The following is a 19,431-nucleotide window of genomic DNA, read 5'->3' as shown; positions in this document are numbered from 1 at the left end:
TCTGACATCAGGAGCCGGTGAGCAACCGGCCGCGCGGGGCGCCATGATGCGTCCGCGGCAAGCATTGGGGACGAAGCTTATGCGCATCGAGCGCCGCCATACCACCGCCGGCCAGTCGCCCTATGCGGCGATCCCGTTCCGCTCGGCGGTAAGCGAGATCCGCAATCCCGATGGTTCGATCGTCTTCCGGCTCGAAGGCATCGAGGTGCCGGAGGCCTGGTCGCAGGTGGCGAGCGACGTGCTCGCACAGAAGTACTTCCGCAAGGCCGGCGTTCCGGCCGCGTCCAAGAAGGTCGAGGAGAACGACGTCCCGTCCTTCCTCTGGCGTTCGGTTCCCGACGAGGCTGCGCTCGCCAAGCTGCCGGAAGACAAGCGTTTCGGCTCCGAGATCTCGTCCAAGCAGGTCTTCGACCGGCTCGCCGGCTGCTGGACCTATTGGGGCTGGAAGGGTGGCTATTTCTCCTCGGAGGAGGATGCCCACGCTTTCCATGACGAGCTGCGTTTCATGCTGGCCTCGCAGATGGTCGCGCCGAACTCGCCGCAATGGTTCAACACCGGCCTGCACTGGGCCTATGGCATCGACGGGCCGAGCCAGGGCCATTTCTACGTCGACTTCAAGACCGGCAAGCTGGTGAAGTCGAAGTCGAGCTACGAGCACCCGCAGCCGCATGCCTGCTTCATCCAGGGCGTGCAGGACGACCTCGTCAACGAGGGCGGCATCATGGACCTCTGGGTCCGTGAGGCCCGCCTGTTCAAGTATGGCTCGGGCACCGGCTCGAACTTCTCGATGCTGCGCGGCGAGGGCGAGAAGCTCGCCGGCGGCGGCCGTTCCTCCGGCCTGATGTCCTTCCTCAAGATCGGCGATCGTGCCGCCGGCGCGATCAAGTCGGGCGGCACCACCCGCCGCGCCGCCAAGATGGTCGTCGTCGACGTCGATCACCCGGACATCGAGACCTATATCGACTGGAAGGTGAAGGAGGAGCAGAAGGTCGCGGCGCTCGTCGCCGGCTCCAAGATCGTCCAGAAGGCGATGAAGGCGGTGATGAAGGCCTGCGTCAACTGCGAGGCCGCCGACGATGCCTGCTTCGATCCCGAGAAGAACCCGGCGCTGAAGCGAGAGATCAAGCTCGCCCGCAAGGCGATGGTGCCTGACAACTACATCAAGCGCGTCATCCAGTTCGCCAGGCAGGGCTACACCGAGATCCAGTTCGACACCTACGACACCGACTGGGATTCGGAGGCCTATCTCACCGTTTCCGGCCAGAACTCGAACAACTCCGTCTCGCTGACCGACGACTTCCTCCGCGCGGTCGAGAATGACGGCGACTGGAACCTGATCGGCCGCACCACGGGCAAGGTCACCAAGACCCTGAAGGCGCGCGACCTCTGGGAGAAGATCGGCTACGCCGCCTGGGCCTCGGCCGATCCCGGCCTGCACTTCAACACCACGATGAACGACTGGCACACCAGCCCGGCCTCGGGACGCATCCGCGCCTCGAACCCGTGCTCGGAGTACATGTTCCTCGACGATACCGCCTGCAACCTGGCCTCGGCCAACCTGCTGCAGTTCTACGACCGGCAGAGCAAGGCCTTCGACGTCGCCGGCTACGAGCATCTCTGCCGGCTCTGGACCATCGTGCTCGAGATCTCGGTGACGATGGCGCAGTTCCCGAGCCGCGAGATCGCCGAGCTCTCCTATGAGTACCGCACGCTCGGCCTCGGCTACGCCAATATCGGCGGCCTGCTGATGACCATGGGCCTCGGCTACGACAGCGACGAGGGCAGGGCGCTCGCCGGCGGCCTGACCGCGATCATGACCGGCGTCGCCTATGCGACCTCGGCCGAGATGGCGGGCGAGCTCGGCCCCTTCCCGGGCTACAAGAAGAACGCCCAGCACATGCTGCGCGTCATCCGCAACCACCGCGTCGCGGCGCATGGCCAGGCCTCCGGCTATGAGGGCCTGCAGGTCACGCCGGTGCCGCTCGACCATGCCACGCTGGAGCGCCTCGGCGGCTCCTCGGCGACGGTGTCGGAGCGGGCCAAGGCGAGCTGGGACGAGGCGCTGGCGCTCGGCGAGAAGCACGGCTACCGCAACGCCCAGTCGACCGTGATCGCGCCGACGGGCACGATCGGCCTGGTCATGGATTGCGACACCACCGGCATCGAGCCCGATTTTGCGCTGGTGAAGTTCAAGAAGCTCGCCGGCGGCGGCTACTTCAAGATCATCAACGGCGCGGTTCCCGATGCGCTGCGTGCGCTCGGCTATCGCGAGGCGGATATCGCCGAGATCGAGGCCTATGCCGTCGGCCATGGCTCGATGAAGCAGGCGCCAGGCATCAACCCCGGCTCGCTCCGGGCCAAGGGTTTCAGCGACGAGAAGATCGAGGCGGTCGAGAAGGGGCTGAAGAGCGCTTTCGACATCAAGTTCGTCTTCAACAAGTGGACCCTGGGCGAGGATTTCCTCACCGGCACGCTCAAGGTTCCGGCCGAGAAGCTGAACGACATGTCGTTCGAGCTCCTGCCCTTCCTCGGCTTCAGCAAGGCCGAGATCGAGGCCGCCAACGTCCATGTCTGCGGGGCGATGACGCTGGAAGGCGCGCCGCACCTGAAGAAGGAGCACTACAACGTCTTCGACTGCGCCAACCCCTGCGGGCGCATCGGCAAGCGCTATCTCTCGGTCGAGAGCCATATCCGCATGATGGCGGCGGCGCAGCCCTTCATCTCGGGCGCGATCTCCAAGACCATCAACATGCCGAACGACGCCACCGTCGAGGATTGCAAGAGCGCCTATCTGCTCTCCTGGAAGCTGGCGCTGAAGGCGAACGCGCTCTATCGCGACGGCTCGAAGCTGTCGCAGCCGCTGAACTCAGCCCTGATCGCCGACGAGGACGACGACGCGGATGAGGCGACCGAGGCGCTCTACCAGCAGCCGCTGGCGGCGCGCGCTACCCAGATCGCGGAAAAGATCGTCGAGCGCGTCGTCGAACGCGTGGAACGTGTCCGCGAGCGTGAGAAGATGCCGGCGCGTCGCACCGGCTACATCCAGAAGGCGGTGGTCGGCGGCCACAAGGTCTATGTCCACACCGGCGAATATGCCGATGGCCGCCTCGGCGAGATCTTCATCGACATGCACAAGGAGGGCGCGGCCTTCCGGGCGATGATGAACAACTTCGCCATCGCGGTCTCGCTCGGCCTGCAATACGGCGTGCCGCTGGAGGAGTATGTCGAGGCCTTCACCTTCACCCGCTTCGAGCCCTCGGGTTTCGTGCAGGGCAACCAGTCGATCAAGAACGCGACCTCGATCCTCGACTACGTCTTCCGCGAGCTGGCGATCTCCTATCTCGGCCGGCACGACCTCGCCCATGTCGATCCCAGCGAGATCGGCCATGACGTGATGGGCAGCGGCGTCGAGCAGGGCAAGGCGCCGGATGCGGCCGGGCCGATCACCTCGACCCCGCTGGCCTCCTCGGGCTTCCGCCGCGGCAAGCCGATCAACCTCCTCGCCATCCAGGGCGGCGCTGCGGCCAACGACGCGGTCGCTCGCGGTGGCGCCAGCGTGACCGGCATCTCGACGCTCGGCGCCACCGCGCTGAAGGAAGAGCCGGAGACTTATGGCGAAGAGCAGATGAGCAAGCTCGGCTTCGCCGCGCCGGCCGCCCAGCCGACCGCTTCCGAGCGCCGGGCCGAGGCGATCATGAAGGGCTATGTCGGCGACTCGTGCGGCGAATGCGGCAACTTTACGCTGGTGCGGAATGGCACGTGTTTGAAGTGCAACACGTGTGGCTCGACGACCGGGTGTTCGTGAGGCTCGATCTAAGTCGATAGATGGATGCGATGACGGCCGGAGCTTGCTCCGGCCGTTTTTGCGTGAACCTTGGGCCTAGATTCCGGTCAGCATCAGATCGAGCGCCGCCGTGATGGCGAAATGCTCCTTTGCCAGTGATGCGACGGGCGGCCCCAGCAGGCTGCGACGGATTGCGACGATCTCGGTCGGCACCAGAACGACCTTCGCGCCGTTGATCGTGAAACCGGGGTTCAGGCGCTTGATCGCCGGCAACAATTCGGCTCGGCGCAGCGGCGCAATCACGCGAGTGTCGAGCGAAGAAAGCAGATCGGCCTGAAGGTCGATGACGAACGGATATTCTGCTCGCAGACGCTCGCCGGGGTGCTCGTAGACGTCGTATTGCGCCACGCGCTCACCAGCCGCGGAATTCGTCGGAGAACAGGCCGCGCTCGGCCGTCCAGGCATTCTGGGCCGTGATCGCTTCGCCATTCTCCGCGAGCCAGCGCCGAGCATCTTCTTCCGCGATCCGCTTCCGCAGAGCGTCCTCGGTGATGGCCGAGAGGTTGAGCCCGTGGGCTCGCGCCGCCTCGATCAGGTCGGCATCCAGCGAAAGATTGATCGGTCTCTTGGCAGCACGGTTCATGCGCATGGATTATGCACATCAGGCAGGTGCTGTCACGCGACACGCTTGCTCAGGCGAGATCAAGGCTGCGCTCAGCCCCAATCCGACATGCGTCATCCGCCAAGGCGCTTCACCGGCAACGCGCTTGTCTCGGCAATTCCCGATCGGCCAACATCGGCTGCTTCGCGGTCGCTGGTCGCGGGCCAACCGAGGCATGAGGGGCAAGCGCAGATGAGCGGACTGTTGATTTCGGGTGGCCGTGTCGTCGATCCGGAAAGCGGCCATGATGGCATCGCCGATGTCGCGGTCGCGGACGGAAAGATCGTCGCGATCGGCTCCAGCCTCGGCAGCGCCGAGCGCGTGATCGACGCACGGGGGCTGGTCGTCGCGCCCGGCTTCATCGACCTTCATGCCCATGGCCAGTCGATTCCGGCCGACCGCATGCAGGCCTTCGACGGCGTCACCACGACGCTGGACCTCGAGGCCGGCGTGCTGCCGGTCGCCTCCTGGTATCGCCGCCAGGCGGAGCAGGGCCGCATCCTGAACTACGGCGCCGCCACGAACTGGGCCTTCGCCCGGATCGGCGCGATGATCGGGATCAACGAGGAATCGTCGCTGGAAGCGTTCGGACGCGCGATGCGCGATCCGCGCTGGATGGATGAGATCTCCTCGCCCTCCGAACAGCAGAACATCCTCGAGCGCATCGCGGCGGGGCTCGACGAGGGCGGCATCGGCATCGGCATCCTGAATGCCTATGCGCCCGGCGCCGGCGTGCAGGAGCTGACGGCGCTCTGCCAGCTCGCCGCCGAGCGCGGCGTGCCGACCTTCACCCATATCGCCTATATGGCGAACACCGACCCGAAGAGCGCGGCCGAGGCCTATATCCGCCTGATCGGCTATGCCGGCGCCACCGGCGCGCATATGCACATCTGCCACTTCAACAGCTCCAGCAAGACCGATGTCGAGCGGTGCGAGCGATTGATCCGGAAGGCACAGGCGCAGGGGCTGCCGATCACGGTGGAGGCCTATCCCTATGGCACCGGCTCGACGGTGATCGCGGCGGCGTTCTTCAGCGATCCCGAATTCGAGCGCCGCAATGACACCCGCTACGAGCAGATCCAGCTCGTCACCAGCGGGCGCCGAATCCAGGACCGCGAGGACCTGCTGTCCGCGCAGTCGGAGGACCCGTCGCAGCTCGTTCTCTGGCATGTGCTCGACACCGAGAACAACGCCCGCCATCGCGACATGCTCGACCTCTCGGTGCTGTATCCCGGTGGCGCGATCGCCTCGGACGCCATGCCGTGGTCGATGCCGGACGGATCGACCTATACCGGCGATGCCTGGCCGCTGCCGGATGAAGCGACCTCGCATCCGCGCTCGTCCGGCACCTTCACGCGCTTTCTGCGGCACTGGGTGCGCGAGCGGCAGGCGGTCAGCCTGCAGGAGGGGATCGCGAAGTGCACCCTGATCCCGGCCGAGATCCTGGCCGCGAGCACGCCCGCCATGCGTGACAAGGGCCGGCTGAAGGCTGGCGCCGATGCCGATGTCGTGGTGTTCGACCTCGACACGCTGACCGATCGGGCGGAGTTTTCGGCGATGAACCGACCGGCGGAAGGCGTCCGGCATCTCATCGTCAGCGGGGAGCCGGTCATCGCCGACGGAGTCATGGACGTCGCGGCCCGGCCGGGCCGGCCTGTGCGCCGACCGCTCAGTGCGGCGGCCTGACGCCATGCCGGTTCCGATCCTGCTGGTGACGGGCTTTCTCGGAGCCGGCAAGACGACGCTGGTCAACCGCATCCTGCAACAGGCGGACGGGCGCCGCATCGCTGCCGTCGTCAATGATTTCGGCGCGATCAACATCGATGCGGAGCTGATCGCCGGCGCGGAGGACGGGGTCGTCAGCCTCGCTAATGGCTGCATCTGCTGCTCGCTGGAAGGCGACCTGCTGCGGACGCTCTCCAATCTGCTGCGGCGAACCCCGCGCCCCGAAGCCATCGTGATCGAGACCAGCGGCGTCGCCGATCCCGAAGACATCATCCGTAACCTGATGGACCCGGTGATCTGGCGCGAAGCGCCCCTGGAGACGGTGCTGTGCGTCGTCGATGCGGCGGCACCGGAGGCGCTGCTCGACGACCCGCTGTTCCTGAGCCAGCTGCGAGCCGCCGATCTTCTCGCCGTCAGCAAGGGCGATCTCGTCGATAAGGCCTCGCTCGACGAGCGTTGCCGCTCCCTGTCGCAGATCAACCGCAGGGCCACCCTCGTCGAGGCGACCGGCGGCGATTTTCCGCTCGATCTTGTCTTTCCTGAAGTCGGGACGGCTCGCGAGCGGACGACGCGCCCGAAAAGGCCGAGCATCGATCGTTTCGAAAGCTTCAACTGGACATCCGGCGCGCCGATCTCGCTCGCCGGCTTTCAGCAGGTCGTCGGCCGGCTTGCGCCGCGGCTGGTCCGCGCGAAGGGATTTCTCGACACGATCGAGAAGCCCGATGGCCGATATCTTTTTCAGCTCGCGGGTGGGAGAGCCACGCTGGCGCCTCTCGATCGGGACGAGCCGGCGCGAGGCACCAGAATCGTCTTCATCGCGGAGATCGGCAGGATCACTCAGGTGGACATCGATGACGCGATGATCCGGGCGAGTGGGCATCAGGCCAAATAGCCCCCCGGGGGGGCTCATAGGCATTGCAGGCGTCTCGGTTCAGGTCTGCGGCGTGTCGAGCCCCATCTGCCAGAAATCGGCCTCCAGCTTCGAAGCCTGGCCGAACAGGGCGGCGAGCTCGGAAAAGCGCGCTTCGGTCATCGCCCGCGCCGCGAGCGCGTCGAGATGGCGGCGGGCGTCGCGGGCGACCTGCTGATAGGCCTGCCCGGCATACTCGCCGATCCAGTCGCGATAAGGGTGGGTTTCGAGCGCCGGGCCTAGGTCGGCCGCGAGCCTCGCGCCGATCTCGGCATAGCCGACGATGCAGGGGCTGAGCGCGACATGCAGGTCGAGCAGGTCGCCCGAGACGCCGCAATCGAGCACGAAGCGGGTATAGGCGACCGTCGCCTGATGCTCGGGCGCGGCTTCAAGCTGCTCGGGCGAGAGGCCCCAGCGGCCGCAGAGCCGGACATGCAGGTCCATTTCGAGGTCGAGGATCGCCGACAGGCCGGCCTTGGCGGCGCGCATGTCGGCGAGGGTTCGGCTCTTATACGCCGCCAGCGCATAGGCGCGGGCGAACTGGATCAGGAAGAGATAGTCCTGCACGAGATAGGTCCGGAAGGCGGCCTGCGGCAGCGAGCCGTCGCCCATTTGCCGGACGAAATCATGTTCGACATAGGACGCCCAATCGGCGGCTGCGGTGGCTTTCAACCTGTCGAAGATGTCCACGGCCTGAGGCTCCTTCCGGATCGGATTCGCGCGGCAGTCATAGCGCAAACCGCCGCTGCGCGGCGTGCCGCGGATGACGCAGGTTTGATCCGCGCCGGCGGCGACAGGGTGCAGATGCCGCGTTAGCCTTCCACCGTGTCTGGACAATCAGGAGGGTGCGACCATGACCAGTTTCGCGATCGGCCGGCGGGCGCTTCTCTGCGGAGCGGCGGTTTCCGCTCTCGCGCTGCCGGCCCTGGCGCATCATGGCTGGGGCTGGGCGGTCGACGAGCAGAGTGAGCTCAAGGGCACGATCCGCGCGATCTCGATGGCGCCGCCGCATCCGACGCTGCAGGTCGCGGCGACCGATGGCGTCCTCTGGCAGATCGATCTCGGCAATCCCAGCCAGACCGCACGGGCCAATTTTACCGGCGACACAGCGAAGGTCGGCGACGCCATCACCGTGCTCGGCAACCGGCATCAGGACGCCAGCAAAAGGCAGATGAAGGCGGTACGCATCACCATCGGTGGCAAGAACTACGACATGTATCCGGAGCGAATCAAAACGAACTGAGCGCCTGTGGCGACAGTGATCGACTGGCTCGGTAACTGGCCGGGAGCGCTGCTGCTGCAACGCTCCGGCACCGCATATCTCTTGGTCAATGCCGCGCACATCCTCGGAATCGGCCTGCTGCTCGGCGCGATCCTGCCGCTCGATCTCCGGCTGGCCGGCGTCTTGCGCGCCTCGGCGCTGCCGCTGATCGGCCCGATCCTGATCCGCACGGCCGCATTCGGGCTGGCGCTGGCGCTGACGACCGGGCTCTGGCTGTTCACAGTGAAGCCGGGCGAATATCTCGGGAACACCGCCTTCCTGAGCAAGCTCGGCCTGCTGGTGCTGGCGCTCGGCAACATCGCGCTACAGCATCATGGCTTGAAGCCGGCACTGGCGGGCGGTGTGATCGGCCTGCGCGTTCGGGTGCTGGCCATGGTTTCCGCCTCGCTCTGGCTCTGCGTGTTGGTCGCCGGGCGCTGGATCGGCTTCGTCTGACCAGGCCGAGACCTCGCCGATGGTGTTGCGCTGGTCGGTCATGGACATGGCAACCTGGTAGCGCCTCCGCCTGATGGAAGGTCAAGCGCCACCGAAATCGATCGAATGCGAGCCATCGCGGCAAGGCGGGCGAAACCCTGCCGGGCGAAAGCTGTGTGCCCAGCACCCGCCGTCAAAGCGGCGTTAGCCAGTTGCCGCCATTGTCTTGCGCGTGCACGCCCCACGCCACGATCCGATCTTCAGGCATGCCGAGCCGGCGGGCGAACCGCCGAGCGCTGGGGCGGTGGCGCGTCGCCTCGACGGCCTCGGCTTCGAGCCGGTGCTGGAACGCGAGTATCGGCAGCACATGCGCGCCGACCAGCGCCGCAGCACGCTGGTCTGCCTGATCACGGCGCTCGGCATCTGGCTGACCTTCATCGGGCTCGACCTGACGCGCCTCGACAATCTCATCGCGATCGGGAGCCAGGACAGCTTCGTCGAACTCGCGATCGTGCTGAGGCTGGGGACGCTCGCCGTGATCCTGCGCCTGCTCTGGATCGTGCGCCGCAACCGCCAGGCCCATGCCTATCACCACCTCACCATGCTGGCGCTGGCGCTGATCGGGGTGACCTGCGCCTTCATCGCCAACATGTACAAGCTGCGCGGCCTGCCGCAGGCCGACATCGCCCAGCTCGTGATCATTGCTGCTGTCTTCCTGCCGGTCGGGCTGACCTTCCTGCAGAGCCTGGGCATCGCTTTGCTGATCGCGGTGTTCACCACTGTGCTCGGCGTGCTGATGCTCGAACCGGCGCAACTGGCCGAGCATGGGCGGCTGTCGATCCTGCTGTTCTTCGCAGTATTCGTCAGTGCCGTCGGTGCCTGGCTGCGCGAGAGAGCCGAGCGCGACCAGTTCCTGCTACGCCGCATGCTGCACAGCCGGGCAATGTCGGATGCGCTCACTGGCATCGCCAACCGGCGCGGTTTCGAGGAGCATGTCGCGATGGCATTGCTGCAGGCGCGGCGCGAGCGGGTGCCGGTCGTCTTCGCGGTGCTCGATGTCGACCATTTCAAGCGCTACAACGACCGCTATGGCCACCAGGCCGGTGACATCGCGCTGGCCCTGATCGCCCGCGCGATCGACAGCAAGCTGCGTCCGCCGATGGACATGGTCGGGCGACTCGGCGGCGAGGAATTCGGCCTGCTGCTCTACGACACCACGCCGCAGAGGGCTCAGGAGCGGCTGGAACGGGTCGCGCAGGCGATCGCCGAGCTCAGGATCGAGCACGCAGCGTCGCCGACGGCGTCATACATCACCGTCAGCATGGGGGCGGTCGGGTTCGACGGGCAGGAGACGGCGGCCGATCTCTACCGGCGCGCCGACGCGGCGCTCTATGCCGGCAAGGCTTCGGGCCGGAACCGGGTCGAGCTGATCAAGGGCGGCGAACGCCGGGCGGGGTAGCCTGCTGCATTGCCGAGCTGCTATGCGGCCTGCGTCCTGACGCGATGAGAGATTTGCCATGTCCGCACCCGTTTCCATCGGCCTGATCGGCGCCGGCATCATGGGCGAGCGCATGCTGCGCGCGATCCTGGCGCAATCGCCGGAGCTGGTGCGCGCTGCCGGCATCTGGGACCCGTCCGGCGAGGCGCTGGCGCGGATCGGCAGCGAGCTGCCTGATGTCGCGCAGAAGCCCGATGCGGCCGCTGTGATCGCGGCGAGCGACTGCGTCTACATCGCCTCGCCGCCGGCCTCGCATCTCGGCCATGCCCGCGCCGCGCTCGCGGCCGGCAGAACCGTCTTCTGCGAGAAGCCGCTCGCGATCGACGTCGCCGATTCCCGTGCCTTCGTCGCCGAGGCGGGTGTGCGCGGAGCAGTCAATTTCCCGTTCGCCTCCTCGCCGGCGGTCGCGCAATTGCAGGACTGGGCCGGCGGCGTCGGCGGCAACCGGCGGATCTCAATCGAGGTCGCCTTCGCAACCTGGCCACGCTCCTGGCAGGCCGATGCGGCAGGCTGGCTCGACCGGCGCGAACAGGGCGGCTTCACCCGCGAGGTCGTCTCGCATTTCCTCTTCCTGAGCCGGCGGCTCGGCGGGGTGCTCCACGGCCTGCAGGCCAGTGTCTCCTTCCCGGAGGAGGGCAAGTCTGAACGCCGGATCGAGGCGCGCCTGATGGCGGGCGACATCCCGGTGACGCTGATCGGCAGCGTCGGCACGACGCCAAAGGACGATCACAACATCTGGATGCTGGAAGGTGAGGGCGGCGCGATCCGGCTCTGCGACTGGTCGCTGGCCGAGCAGCGCCAGCCGGACGGCTCCTGGCAGCGGGCTCCGGATGCGCTGACGCAGCTCGAAGCGCGGCCGGTCGCGCTGAAGCGGCAGCTCGAAGGCGTCGCCAAGCTGGCGCGCGGCGAGGCGCACCAGCTGGCGACGCTGGAAGAAGCGCTGAATGTCCAGGAGATCGTCGAGGCGATCCTGGCGAGCTGACCGCCTTCGTTGAGATGGCATGGCAAGGGCACTATGATCGGCGGGCTCAGGAGGCCTGCCGATGCGCCATGCCTTCCTCACCGATGCGCAGATCGACGCTCGCGCCCTGGCGCATCGGCGCGGGCTCGGCTTTCGCGACGACGAGGCCGTAGAGGTCGCTGTGCTGCTGGCGAGGCTCAAGGCGCGCTACCCCGAATTCTCCTATGAGCGGGTGCTGGACGGCGCGCTCGGCGAGGCCGAGGCACAGTGGGATTCGCAAGCCGAGCGGCTGCTGCTTCCGGAGGCGGTGTTCCAGGCAGCCGAACGCGGCGAGGGCAGGGCGCTGATGACGGTTGCGCACGAGATCGGCCATGCGCTGCTCGGCCATGAGGGCAGTCTGAACCGAGGGCCGGCCGGCGGACGGGCCGAGCGGGTTTCGGCGAAGCTCCGGTCGATGGAATATCAGGCGCGGCGCTATGCGGCCGCCTTCCTGATTCCGGACACCCCGGCGGTGCGCCGGCTCGACGCGACCGCGCTCAGCGAGCGCTATCGGGTCAGCATGAGCGCCGCGATCGTGCGCCATAGCGAGCTGAAATCCGGCGAGAGCGCACGAGCCCTGTCTTCGCGGCAAGGCTCGCTCGACCTCTGAGCCGCTTGCGGTCGGCGCGCCCGCAGGGCATGGCTCGGGCAACGTGACTGCTATCGAGGACGCCATGACCATCGCCGCTACCGGCCTGCCGCCGGCGCCGAAGCCCGCGCAACGCGCGCAGGGCGTTTCGCCCTTCATCGTCATGGACGTGATGAACGCGGCCGAGGCGATCGAGCGGCGCGGCGGCTCGGTCGTGCACATGGAGGTTGGTCAGCCTTCAGCGGCGACGCCGGCCAGCATCCGGGCCGCCGCGGCGCGGGCGCTGGAGCATGGCCGCATCGGCTATACCCAGGCGCTCGGCATCGGCTCGCTCCGGTCCCGGATCGCGCAGCACTATCGCGACACCTACGGCGTCGAGGTGCCGGCCGAGCGCGTCGTGGTGACGACCGGGTCCTCCGGTGGCTTCATCCTTTCCTTCCTCGCCTGCTTCGAGCCGGGGGCGCGCATCGCGATCACCGCGCCGGGCTATCCGGCCTATCGCAACATCCTGATCGCGCTCGGGCTCGAGCCGGTCGCGATCCCCGTTGGACCGGAAACGCGCTATGCGCTGACGCCGCAGCTGATCGCCAAGGCCCATGCCGAAAGGCCGCTCGCCGGCGTGCTGACGATGAGCCCGGCCAATCCGACCGGCGTGGTGATGACGCCGGAGGCGATCGCTGCGGTGGCGGCCGAATGCCGGCGGCTCGGCCTCTGGTACATCTCCGACGAGATCTATCACGGCCTGACCTATGAGCGGCCGGCGACGACGGCGCTTGCCGCCGACCCCGACGCGATCATCGTCAACTCCTTCTCCAAGTACTACTGCATGACCGGCTGGCGCGTCGGCTGGCTGGTGGTACCGGAGCGGTTGGTGCGGGTGATCGAGCGGCTGCAGCAGAATTTTTCGATCTCGGTGCCGATGCTGAGCCAGGTCGCAGGCGAGGCCGCGTTCGACGCAACCGATGAATGCGAAGCGATCAAGGCCGGCTACGCGGAAAACCGTGCTTACCTGCTGAAGGCGTTGCCGGAGATCGGGCTGGGCGATTTCCTGCCCGTCGACGGCGCCTTCTACATCTATCTCGACATCGGGCGATATTCAAACGATTCCATGAGCTTCTGCCGGGACGCTCTGGAGAATGCCGGCGTTGCGATCACGCCAGGGCTCGATTTCGACGAGGAGCGCGGGGCGAGGACGGTGCGGCTTTCCTTCGCCGGCTCGCTGGCCGAATGCGAGGAGGCGGTGGCGCGCCTGGAGCGCTGGCTGAAGACGCGTTGAAGCGGCGCTTGCCAAGGCGAAGCGGTAGACTCAATCTGATCCGGCTTGGGGGCAGGACATGGTCGCGATGCGGAACTGGCTGAAAGCCATGGCGTTGTGCGCGGCGGCGCTGCTGGCTGGCGTCGCCGCGGGCCCGGGCGCCGCGCAGCAGGCCAAGACGGACGCTGCGCCGGTCCTGACGCTGCGCGGCGACGAGACGCCCGAGACGGTGCGCAACCTGGTCGATGCCCTGTCGACCGGCGGCCGCAAGGTCGAGATCAGGATCGCCGGCAAGGACGAGGTCAAGGCCCCAGTCGCGCCGGCCGCCGCGCCAGCGAGCCCTGGTGCTGCACCGCCAGCCAGTGCTCCCGCCGAAAGCGAAACGCCTGCCGAGGCGTTCTGGGACCATTTCGTCGATGGCGTGACGCAAGGCCTCGGAGCCTTGCCGCGCGTTGCCCAGATACCGGACGCCTGGCGTGCTGCCTGGGCGCAGAACCGCAATGGTTCGGCCGGCTGGTGGCTTTCGGTGGCCGTTGTACTCGCGTTTGCCGTAGCCTGGCTGTTTCGGCTCGCGACCAAAGATTGGTTCACGCGCCGGCTGCAGCCGCAAGGGCCGGAGTTCACGCCGCGCCTGATCGCGTCGTCCTGGGGCTTGCTGCAGGACCTGGCGACACTCGGGCTCTGGCTTGCAGCGCTGCATGCGGTCCGCAAATTCTGGCTGCCGGAGCCCGACCTTGCCCATATGGTGCTGCGCACGATCGCCAACGGCCTCACCATTGGCTCCGGATATCTGATCCTCGGACGCTTCCTGCTCGCTCCCGGGGCCTCGGAACGTCGGATCATGCCGCTGCCGCGGGCCGAGCGGGCTTTCAAATTCCTGATCTTCTTCGGCATTCTCACACCCGTACTGCTGACGGCGACGGTGTCGATCCAGCATGCCACCGGCCCTGGAGCCGTCGTCGGGCTGTTCGCCCTGGTCAGCATTGTCTCGACCTTGTTCAAGGTCTGGTGGTTCATCGATGCACGGCACGATCTTGCGGCGCTCATCCTTGCCTCGGCCCATGAGCCCGGGCCGGCGCGCCGCGTGATCGCGTGGACGACGGGTTGGCTCTATGCAGCGCTCGCCGTGCTGATCTGGATGGTCGGCAATGCCTCCTCGATGATGGAGGGGGGCGCGCGCTGGGCGGAGGCTGCCGCACTGACGCAATTCATCATCGTGCTGGCACCGATCCTGGCGGTCGGCGTTACCAGCCTGATGGCCTGCCGGCAGGCACATGCGGCGGCGATGGGCGAGAAGGCGCCGCTTTCGCTCGCGGTCGGACATGCGCTGCGGGCTGCCGCCGGCGGCGCGATCTGGGCCGGCGGCTTCTATTTGCTGGCGCGGCTCTGGGCCGGCTTCCTTTTTGGCGTCAGTTCCGATCAGTTCGCCGTGCTGATGCGCCAGGCGGGGGGCGTTGCCGTGCTCGCCTTCGCGGGCTGGGTCGCGATCGTTTTCCTGCGCAGCTTCTTCGACGCCTATGCGCCGCCCCGGGCTGTGGCTGGCCCGGCCGATGAGGATGCGGTTTCGCACGACCATGTGCCGTCACGGCTGGCGACCGTGATGCCGATCCTGCGCGGCGTGGTACTCACCGCCGTGTTCGGCCTGACCGGGCTCGTCCTGCTGTCGCGCCTGGGTGTCGATATCGGTCCGCTGCTGGCGGCCTTCAGCATCCTCGGCCTCGCGATTTCGTTCGGTTCGCAGGCGCTGGTGCGCGACATCGTCTCCGGCTTCTTCTTCATGCTGGAGGACGCTTTCCGCGTCGGCGAATATGTCGATACCGGCCGGCTCAAGGGCACGGTCGAGAAGATCTCGTTGCGTTCGATGCAGCTCCGCCATCAGAGCGGCCAGGTCCACACCGTGCCGTTCGGCCAGGTCCAGTCGCTGACCAATGCCAGCCGCGACTGGGCGACGGTGAAGTTCAACGTCCGCCTCGACCATTCCGCCGACATCGAGAAGGCGCGCAAGACGATCAAGAAGATCGGGGCGGCGCTGCTGGAGGATCCGGAATACGGGCCGCATTTCATCGCCCAGCTCAAGATGCAGGGCGTCGCCGACATCACCGAAGCGGCGATCGTGATCAGGCTGAAATTCACCGCCAAGCCGAACCAGGCCTCGATGCTGCAGCGCGAGGCGCTGAAGCGGGTCTATCGCGGGCTGATCGAGGCGGAAGTGCCTTTCGCCTCCAATGCCGTCACCGTAAAGGAAGGGAGCGGCAAGAGCGCTGCCGCGGCGATAGCGACCATCCCGCCGCCGACGCCGCTCGCACCGGCGGCGGAGTGAAGCAAGTCCCGCTCAGCCGGTCTGCTGCCCGAATTCCAGGATGAGGAAGAAGCCGAAGCCGACGAGAGCCAGCAGAGTCCCCATGCCGGCGGCGAGGCGGGCGGCCGAGAGCTGGCGCTGCCATGCATGGCGCCGATCGGCGCGCTCGGCGTCGTGCTCGCGGCCGTACTTGCCGAACTGGCTGGCATAGAGATCGGGCGTCATCTGCGGGCCGACCGGCAGATTCCCCTCAAGCTCGTAGCGCACCGCAACGAAAAGGGTGAACAGGCCGATGAGGCCGACGCCGAGCCAGCCGATCGCCTGCTGGGCGATGACGGCCACGCCGATCAAGCCGGCGCAGGCAAGGGCGGCGATCACGACTCGCTCGGCGTTTCGCGGTGGCCGCATATGCTCTCCGCCTAAGGAAAAGGCCGCCGCGATCGCTCGCGACGGCCCTGATATCACTTGCGTCCGGCCAGCTTGTTCCACCAGCCACCGCGCTTAGGCCGGTCCGGATCCGGCGGCGTCAGCACGACCGCGACGGGCTCCTCGACGACCCGTGGAGCAGGCGCCGCTTCGACGACCGGTTCGGGGGCCGGAGCGGCAACGGCTTCAGGCGTTGCCGGCTCGGGAGCAGGCGCGACCTCAGCCGGGGCGGCGGCGACGCCATCTTCGCTGATCGGCACGACCTTCTTGCGCGAGCGGCTCCGCTTGGGCTTTTCCGCCGGCTCGGCGACGCTCTCCGCTGCGCTCTCCACTGCCTTGGCAGCTTCCTTCACAGCCTTCTTGGGGGCTTCGGCGGTTTCAGACTGTGCCTCTGTCTCTGCCTCCGCCTTCTTGGCACGGCCGCGGCGCGCCCGCTTCGGCTTGGCGTCGGCCTCCGGTTCCGCAGCAGGCGCTTCGGTCACGGCCGGAGCTTCATCCTCGGGGGTAGCCGCGACAGGAGCCGAAGCAGTGTTCTCGTCCTCGCCGGAGTCGTCTTCGTCGCTTTCGGCCTGGTCGTCGCCCTCGGCAGCGCCCTGCTGGTCTTGCCCGTCACGCTCGCCACCACGCCGGCGACGCCGGCGCCGACGCCGGCGGCGCCCGTCGCGACTCTCCTGGCTTTCGCCCTCGGCAGCGGCGCGCGGCTCAGCCGCGGTCTCACGTTCGGCCCCGCTTTCAATCTCTGCCTCGGCCTCAACCTCGACTTCGACGATGTCCTCGTCCTCGGGCTCGTCGATGATCGCTTCGGCGCGCATGCTGGAGACCGGCACGACGCGGTTCTCGTTGCCGACGAACTCGCCGCGCTCGACCTCGAAATAGCGGGTGCCGAGCAAGGCCGCGTCGGCCGAGACGGTGATCGTGATGTTGAAGCGCTCCTCCAGGTCGCGCAGATGGGCGCGCTTCTGGTTGAGCACATAGAGCGCGACCTCGGGCCGGGTGCGGACCTCGAGATTATGCGAGGCGCTCTTGATCAGCGCCTCTTCGAGGGCGCGCAGGATCTGCAGCGCGATGGAGGGCGTCGAGCGGACGAGGCCGGCGCCGGCGCAATGCGGGCAGGGCACCGAGGAGCTCTCGAGCACGCCGGTGCGGATGCGCTGGCGCGACATCTCCAGCAGGCCGAAGGCGGAGATGCGGCCGACCTGGATGCGGGCCCGGTCGTTCTTCAGGCACTCCTTCAGCTTCTTCTCGACCGCGCGGTTATTGCGATTCTCCTCCATGTCGATGAAATCGATCACGATGAGGCCGGCAAGGTCGCGCAGGCGCAGCTGGCGCGAGATTTCCTCGGCAGCTTCGAGATTGGTCTTGAGGGCGGTGTCCTCGATGTTGTGTTCGCGGGTCGAGCGCCCGGAGTTGATGTCGATCGCGACCAGCGCCTCGGTCTGGTTGATGACGATATAGCCGCCCGACTTCAGCGTCACCGTGTTCGAGAACATCGCGTCGAGCTGGCTCTCGACGCCGAAGGCGGCGAAGAGCGGGGTCTGCTCGCGATAGGGTTTCACGCTCTTGGCATGGCTCGGCATGAGCATGCGCATGAAGTCCTTGGCCTCGCGATAGGCGCTCTCGCCGGCGACGTGAACCTCGTCGATGTCCTTGTTGTAGAGGTCGCGGATCGAGCGCTTGACGAGGTTGCCCTCCTCATAGACCAGCGCCGGAGCGACCGAGCCGAGCGTCAATTCGCGAACGCTCTCCCACATCCGCATCAGATATTCGTAGTCGCGCCTGATCTCCGGCTTGGTGCGGGAGGCGCCGGCGGTGCGCAGGATGATGCCCATCCCCTCCGGCACCTCCAGCTCCTGGGCGATCTCCTTGAGGCGCTTGCGGTCCTCGGCATTGGTGATCTTGCGCGATATGCCGCCGCCCTTGCCGGTGTTCGGCATCAGCACCGAATAGCGGCCGGCGAGCGAGAGGTAGGTGGTGAGGGCCGCGCCCTTGTTGCCGCGCTCCTCCTTGACGACCTGGACCAGGATGATCTGGCGGCGCTTGATCACCTCCTGGATCTTGTACTGGCGACGCAGATTGCGCGGGCGCTCGGGCATGTCGTCGAGAGCGTCGCCGCCGCCGAGCTGCTCCGGCTCTTCCTGGGCTTCGTCGCCGCTGTTCTCCTCGCCGTCTTCGTCGTCCTGCGACGGGCGGCGCGCTTCAGCCGCTTCGTCGCCATCCTCGGAGACCGGCGCCTCGGCGGTGGTCTCGAAGGTCAGCGGCGCGGAATTCTCGGCCGCGTCCTCATTGGCGGATTCGGCGATCTCGGGCGCGAAGCTCTCGCCGAAGGCGGGGGCGCCTTCGTTGACCATGGCCGCTTCCTTGCCGTTGGTCTCGACCAGGTCCCCGGGCTGAGCGGCGCCGGCATCGACCTCGGCGCTGACGGTCTCGCCGCTCTCGGCGGCGCGCTTGGGCCGGTTGTCGCGGTCGCGGCGGCCACGGCGGCCACGGCGCTCGCGCTTCTCCTCGTCGCGCTCCTCTTCGCGCTCGGCGCGCGCTTCCTCGGCGAGCAGGGCCTGCCGGTCGGCGACCGGGATCTGGTAGTAGTCCGGATGAATCTCGGAGAAGGCGAGGAAGCCGTGGCGGTTGCCGCCATACTCGACGAAGGCGGCCTGGAGCGAAGGCTCCACCCGCGTCACTTTCGCCAGATAGATATTGCCGCGGAGCGGCTTGCGGCTGGCTGATTCGAAATCAAACTCTTCGATACGCGAGCCGCGAGACACCACGACCCGGGTCTCTTCCGGGTGGGTGGCGTCGATGAGCATCTTGTTGGCCATGGCACAATTCCATTGGCGCGGCGGCCTCGGCAATCCGCCGGGCCGCGGACATGCGTCCACGGCCGCGGGCAGGGGCACCGCGCGTTTGCCGGCTGAAGCCGGCCTGTTGCAGGGAGAGCAGTTCGGTCTGGGACGGACGACGGGAGCGGGTGGCGGAGCGGGCAATCAGCCCGTCGCCACCTGAGAGGTTTCGACGAAACACCGAAAAGGAGAACGGCGTCGTTTGCTCCGACATCTTACCTTTGACCTGCAGCGCGCCTCGAACGGGGCGCACCGCGTTGACACGCTCGCGGACAACAAGACCGGCGCCGATTGCTGCCTGGCGCAAGCCCGTCCGCGGACGATTCCGTTGCTGGCTGCCTTCGCGCCGGCCTGGATCGGGATGATCCGGTCGTTCGGCCAGTTCGCAGGGCGTCAGCGGGCCAGGGACCCGGTTTGCGCGCTGCGGTAGCCTTCGCGATGCAACCGTCTCCATTACAGACAGGCGATGCATTTTTGCAAGCGCGTTAACGGTGGGTGATCGGGCAGGCGCGGTTTCCGCTGTCGGTCGGCCGTGGTAACGGGTTGTCAACGATTGGCGACGCTATGGTTAAGTCTTGTTAAGCGTCGAACCAGCGAATCGAGGAGCTTCCTCCTGCTTCACCGGCTTCGCCTCTCCGCAAAGGGCGTCCCGCACCGCATCGCCATGCCGGCCTTGCGGCTTCTCACATGTGCGGCACTGCTTCTATCGTCACTCTCTCTCGCAGCTGCGAATTCGCCGGCGCGTCTTGCCGCC

The 19,431-nt window shown here is 67.2% G+C and carries 15 protein-coding genes; 10 read left to right on the top strand and 5 right to left on the bottom strand.

Annotated features, from left to right (window positions below; genetic code table 11):
• Positions 1–79: 79 nt before the first annotated feature.
• Positions 80–3,805, top strand: coding sequence for a vitamin B12-dependent ribonucleotide reductase (locus CXY91_RS09435; protein ID WP_100960666.1), 3,726 nt, complete (start codon positions 80–82; stop codon positions 3,803–3,805).
• A 75-nt stretch (positions 3,806–3,880) separates the two neighbouring features.
• On the opposite strand, the gene CXY91_RS09430 is transcribed toward CXY91_RS09435, so the two are convergent.
• Both CXY91_RS09430 and CXY91_RS09425 read right to left on the bottom strand, forming a co-directional pair.
• The gene (locus CXY91_RS09430) at positions 3,881–4,192 is read right to left on the bottom strand and encodes a CcdB family protein (RefSeq protein ID WP_158673336.1); all 312 of its coding nucleotides are present in this window, start codon (positions 4,190–4,192) and stop codon (positions 3,881–3,883) included.
• A 4-nt stretch (positions 4,193–4,196) separates the two neighbouring features.
• Complete coding sequence (locus tag CXY91_RS09425) at positions 4,197–4,427, bottom strand: type II toxin-antitoxin system CcdA family antitoxin (protein WP_199777385.1); 231 nt, start codon at positions 4,425–4,427, stop codon at positions 4,197–4,199.
• A gap of 210 nt (positions 4,428–4,637) precedes the next feature.
• Between CXY91_RS09425 and CXY91_RS09420 the strand changes: the two genes are divergently transcribed.
• The gene (locus tag CXY91_RS09420) at positions 4,638–6,131 is read left to right on the top strand and encodes an amidohydrolase family protein (protein ID WP_100960660.1); all 1,494 of its coding nucleotides are present in this window, start codon (positions 4,638–4,640) and stop codon (positions 6,129–6,131) included.
• A 4-nt stretch (positions 6,132–6,135) separates the two neighbouring features.
• Positions 6,136–7,062 carry a CobW family GTP-binding protein gene (locus CXY91_RS09415; protein WP_100960658.1) on the top strand — a complete coding sequence of 309 codons (927 nt, stop codon included), beginning with the start codon at positions 6,136–6,138 and terminating at the stop codon, positions 7,060–7,062.
• A gap of 39 nt (positions 7,063–7,101) precedes the next feature.
• Here the strand turns inward: CXY91_RS09415 and tenA are convergent, their stop codons facing one another.
• The gene (tenA, locus tag CXY91_RS09410; protein WP_100960861.1) at positions 7,102–7,770 is read right to left on the bottom strand and encodes a thiaminase II; all 669 of its coding nucleotides are present in this window, start codon (positions 7,768–7,770) and stop codon (positions 7,102–7,104) included.
• Between the two features lie 163 nt (positions 7,771–7,933).
• Between tenA and CXY91_RS09405 the strand changes: the two genes are divergently transcribed.
• From CXY91_RS09405 to CXY91_RS09375, 7 genes are all read left to right on the top strand, one after another.
• Positions 7,934–8,323 carry a DUF6152 family protein gene (locus tag CXY91_RS09405; protein WP_100960654.1) on the top strand — a complete coding sequence of 130 codons (390 nt, stop codon included), beginning with the start codon at positions 7,934–7,936 and terminating at the stop codon, positions 8,321–8,323.
• A 6-nt stretch (positions 8,324–8,329) separates the two neighbouring features.
• The gene (locus CXY91_RS09400; protein WP_100960652.1) at positions 8,330–8,797 is read left to right on the top strand and encodes a DUF2214 domain-containing protein; all 468 of its coding nucleotides are present in this window, start codon (positions 8,330–8,332) and stop codon (positions 8,795–8,797) included.
• Positions 8,798–9,080: 283 nt separating this feature from the next.
• Complete coding sequence (locus CXY91_RS09395; RefSeq protein WP_158673335.1) at positions 9,081–10,235, top strand: GGDEF domain-containing protein; 1,155 nt, start codon at positions 9,081–9,083, stop codon at positions 10,233–10,235.
• A 58-nt stretch (positions 10,236–10,293) separates the two neighbouring features.
• Complete coding sequence (locus tag CXY91_RS09390; RefSeq protein ID WP_100960648.1) at positions 10,294–11,256, top strand: Gfo/Idh/MocA family protein; 963 nt, start codon at positions 10,294–10,296, stop codon at positions 11,254–11,256.
• Between the two features lie 61 nt (positions 11,257–11,317).
• Positions 11,318–11,884 (top strand): ImmA/IrrE family metallo-endopeptidase, encoded by a 567-nt coding sequence (locus CXY91_RS09385; RefSeq protein ID WP_100960646.1) that lies wholly within the window; start codon positions 11,318–11,320, stop codon positions 11,882–11,884.
• A 64-nt stretch (positions 11,885–11,948) separates the two neighbouring features.
• Positions 11,949–13,139 carry a pyridoxal phosphate-dependent aminotransferase gene (locus CXY91_RS09380; RefSeq protein ID WP_100960643.1) on the top strand — a complete coding sequence of 397 codons (1,191 nt, stop codon included), beginning with the start codon at positions 11,949–11,951 and terminating at the stop codon, positions 13,137–13,139.
• A 58-nt stretch (positions 13,140–13,197) separates the two neighbouring features.
• Positions 13,198–15,438 (top strand): mechanosensitive ion channel family protein, encoded by a 2,241-nt coding sequence (locus CXY91_RS09375; protein WP_100960641.1) that lies wholly within the window; start codon positions 13,198–13,200, stop codon positions 15,436–15,438.
• 12 nt (positions 15,439–15,450) lie between these two features.
• Here the strand turns inward: CXY91_RS09375 and CXY91_RS09370 are convergent, their stop codons facing one another.
• Positions 15,451–15,795 (bottom strand): hypothetical protein, encoded by a 345-nt coding sequence (locus CXY91_RS09370; protein WP_158673334.1) that lies wholly within the window; start codon positions 15,793–15,795, stop codon positions 15,451–15,453.
• Between the two features lie 83 nt (positions 15,796–15,878).
• On the bottom strand, positions 15,879–18,656 hold the full coding sequence (locus CXY91_RS09365) for an Rne/Rng family ribonuclease (RefSeq protein WP_100960637.1): 2,778 nt from the start codon (positions 18,654–18,656) through the stop codon (positions 15,879–15,881).
• Positions 18,657–19,431 lie beyond the last annotated feature (775 nt).

Origin of the sequence: Allobosea sp. FBZP-16 (assembly GCF_002831785.1) — a bacterium.
In the GTDB taxonomy this organism is placed as follows: Bacteria; Pseudomonadota; Alphaproteobacteria; order Rhizobiales; family Beijerinckiaceae; genus Allobosea; species Allobosea lupini.
The sequence above is the reverse complement of the archived record's forward strand: the minus strand, read 5'-3'. Positions and strand labels throughout refer to the sequence as shown.

Coding starts and splice junctions, on each gene's coding strand:
- CXY91_RS09365 (WP_100960637.1), bottom strand. CDS start 18,656: ATGGCCAACAAGATGCTCATCGACGCCACCCACCCGGAAGAGACCCGG.
- CXY91_RS09385 (WP_100960646.1), top strand. CDS start 11,318: ATGCGCCATGCCTTCCTCACCGATGCGCAGATCGACGCTCGCGCCCTG.
- CXY91_RS09390 (WP_100960648.1), top strand. CDS start 10,294: ATGTCCGCACCCGTTTCCATCGGCCTGATCGGCGCCGGCATCATGGGC.
- CXY91_RS09435 (WP_100960666.1), top strand. CDS start 80: ATGCGCATCGAGCGCCGCCATACCACCGCCGGCCAGTCGCCCTATGCG.
- CXY91_RS09375 (WP_100960641.1), top strand. CDS start 13,198: ATGGTCGCGATGCGGAACTGGCTGAAAGCCATGGCGTTGTGCGCGGCG.
- CXY91_RS09405 (WP_100960654.1), top strand. CDS start 7,934: ATGACCAGTTTCGCGATCGGCCGGCGGGCGCTTCTCTGCGGAGCGGCG.
- CXY91_RS09425 (WP_199777385.1), bottom strand. CDS start 4,427: ATGAACCGTGCTGCCAAGAGACCGATCAATCTTTCGCTGGATGCCGAC.
- CXY91_RS09380 (WP_100960643.1), top strand. CDS start 11,949: ATGACCATCGCCGCTACCGGCCTGCCGCCGGCGCCGAAGCCCGCGCAA.
- CXY91_RS09420 (WP_100960660.1), top strand. CDS start 4,638: ATGAGCGGACTGTTGATTTCGGGTGGCCGTGTCGTCGATCCGGAAAGC.
- CXY91_RS09415 (WP_100960658.1), top strand. CDS start 6,136: ATGCCGGTTCCGATCCTGCTGGTGACGGGCTTTCTCGGAGCCGGCAAG.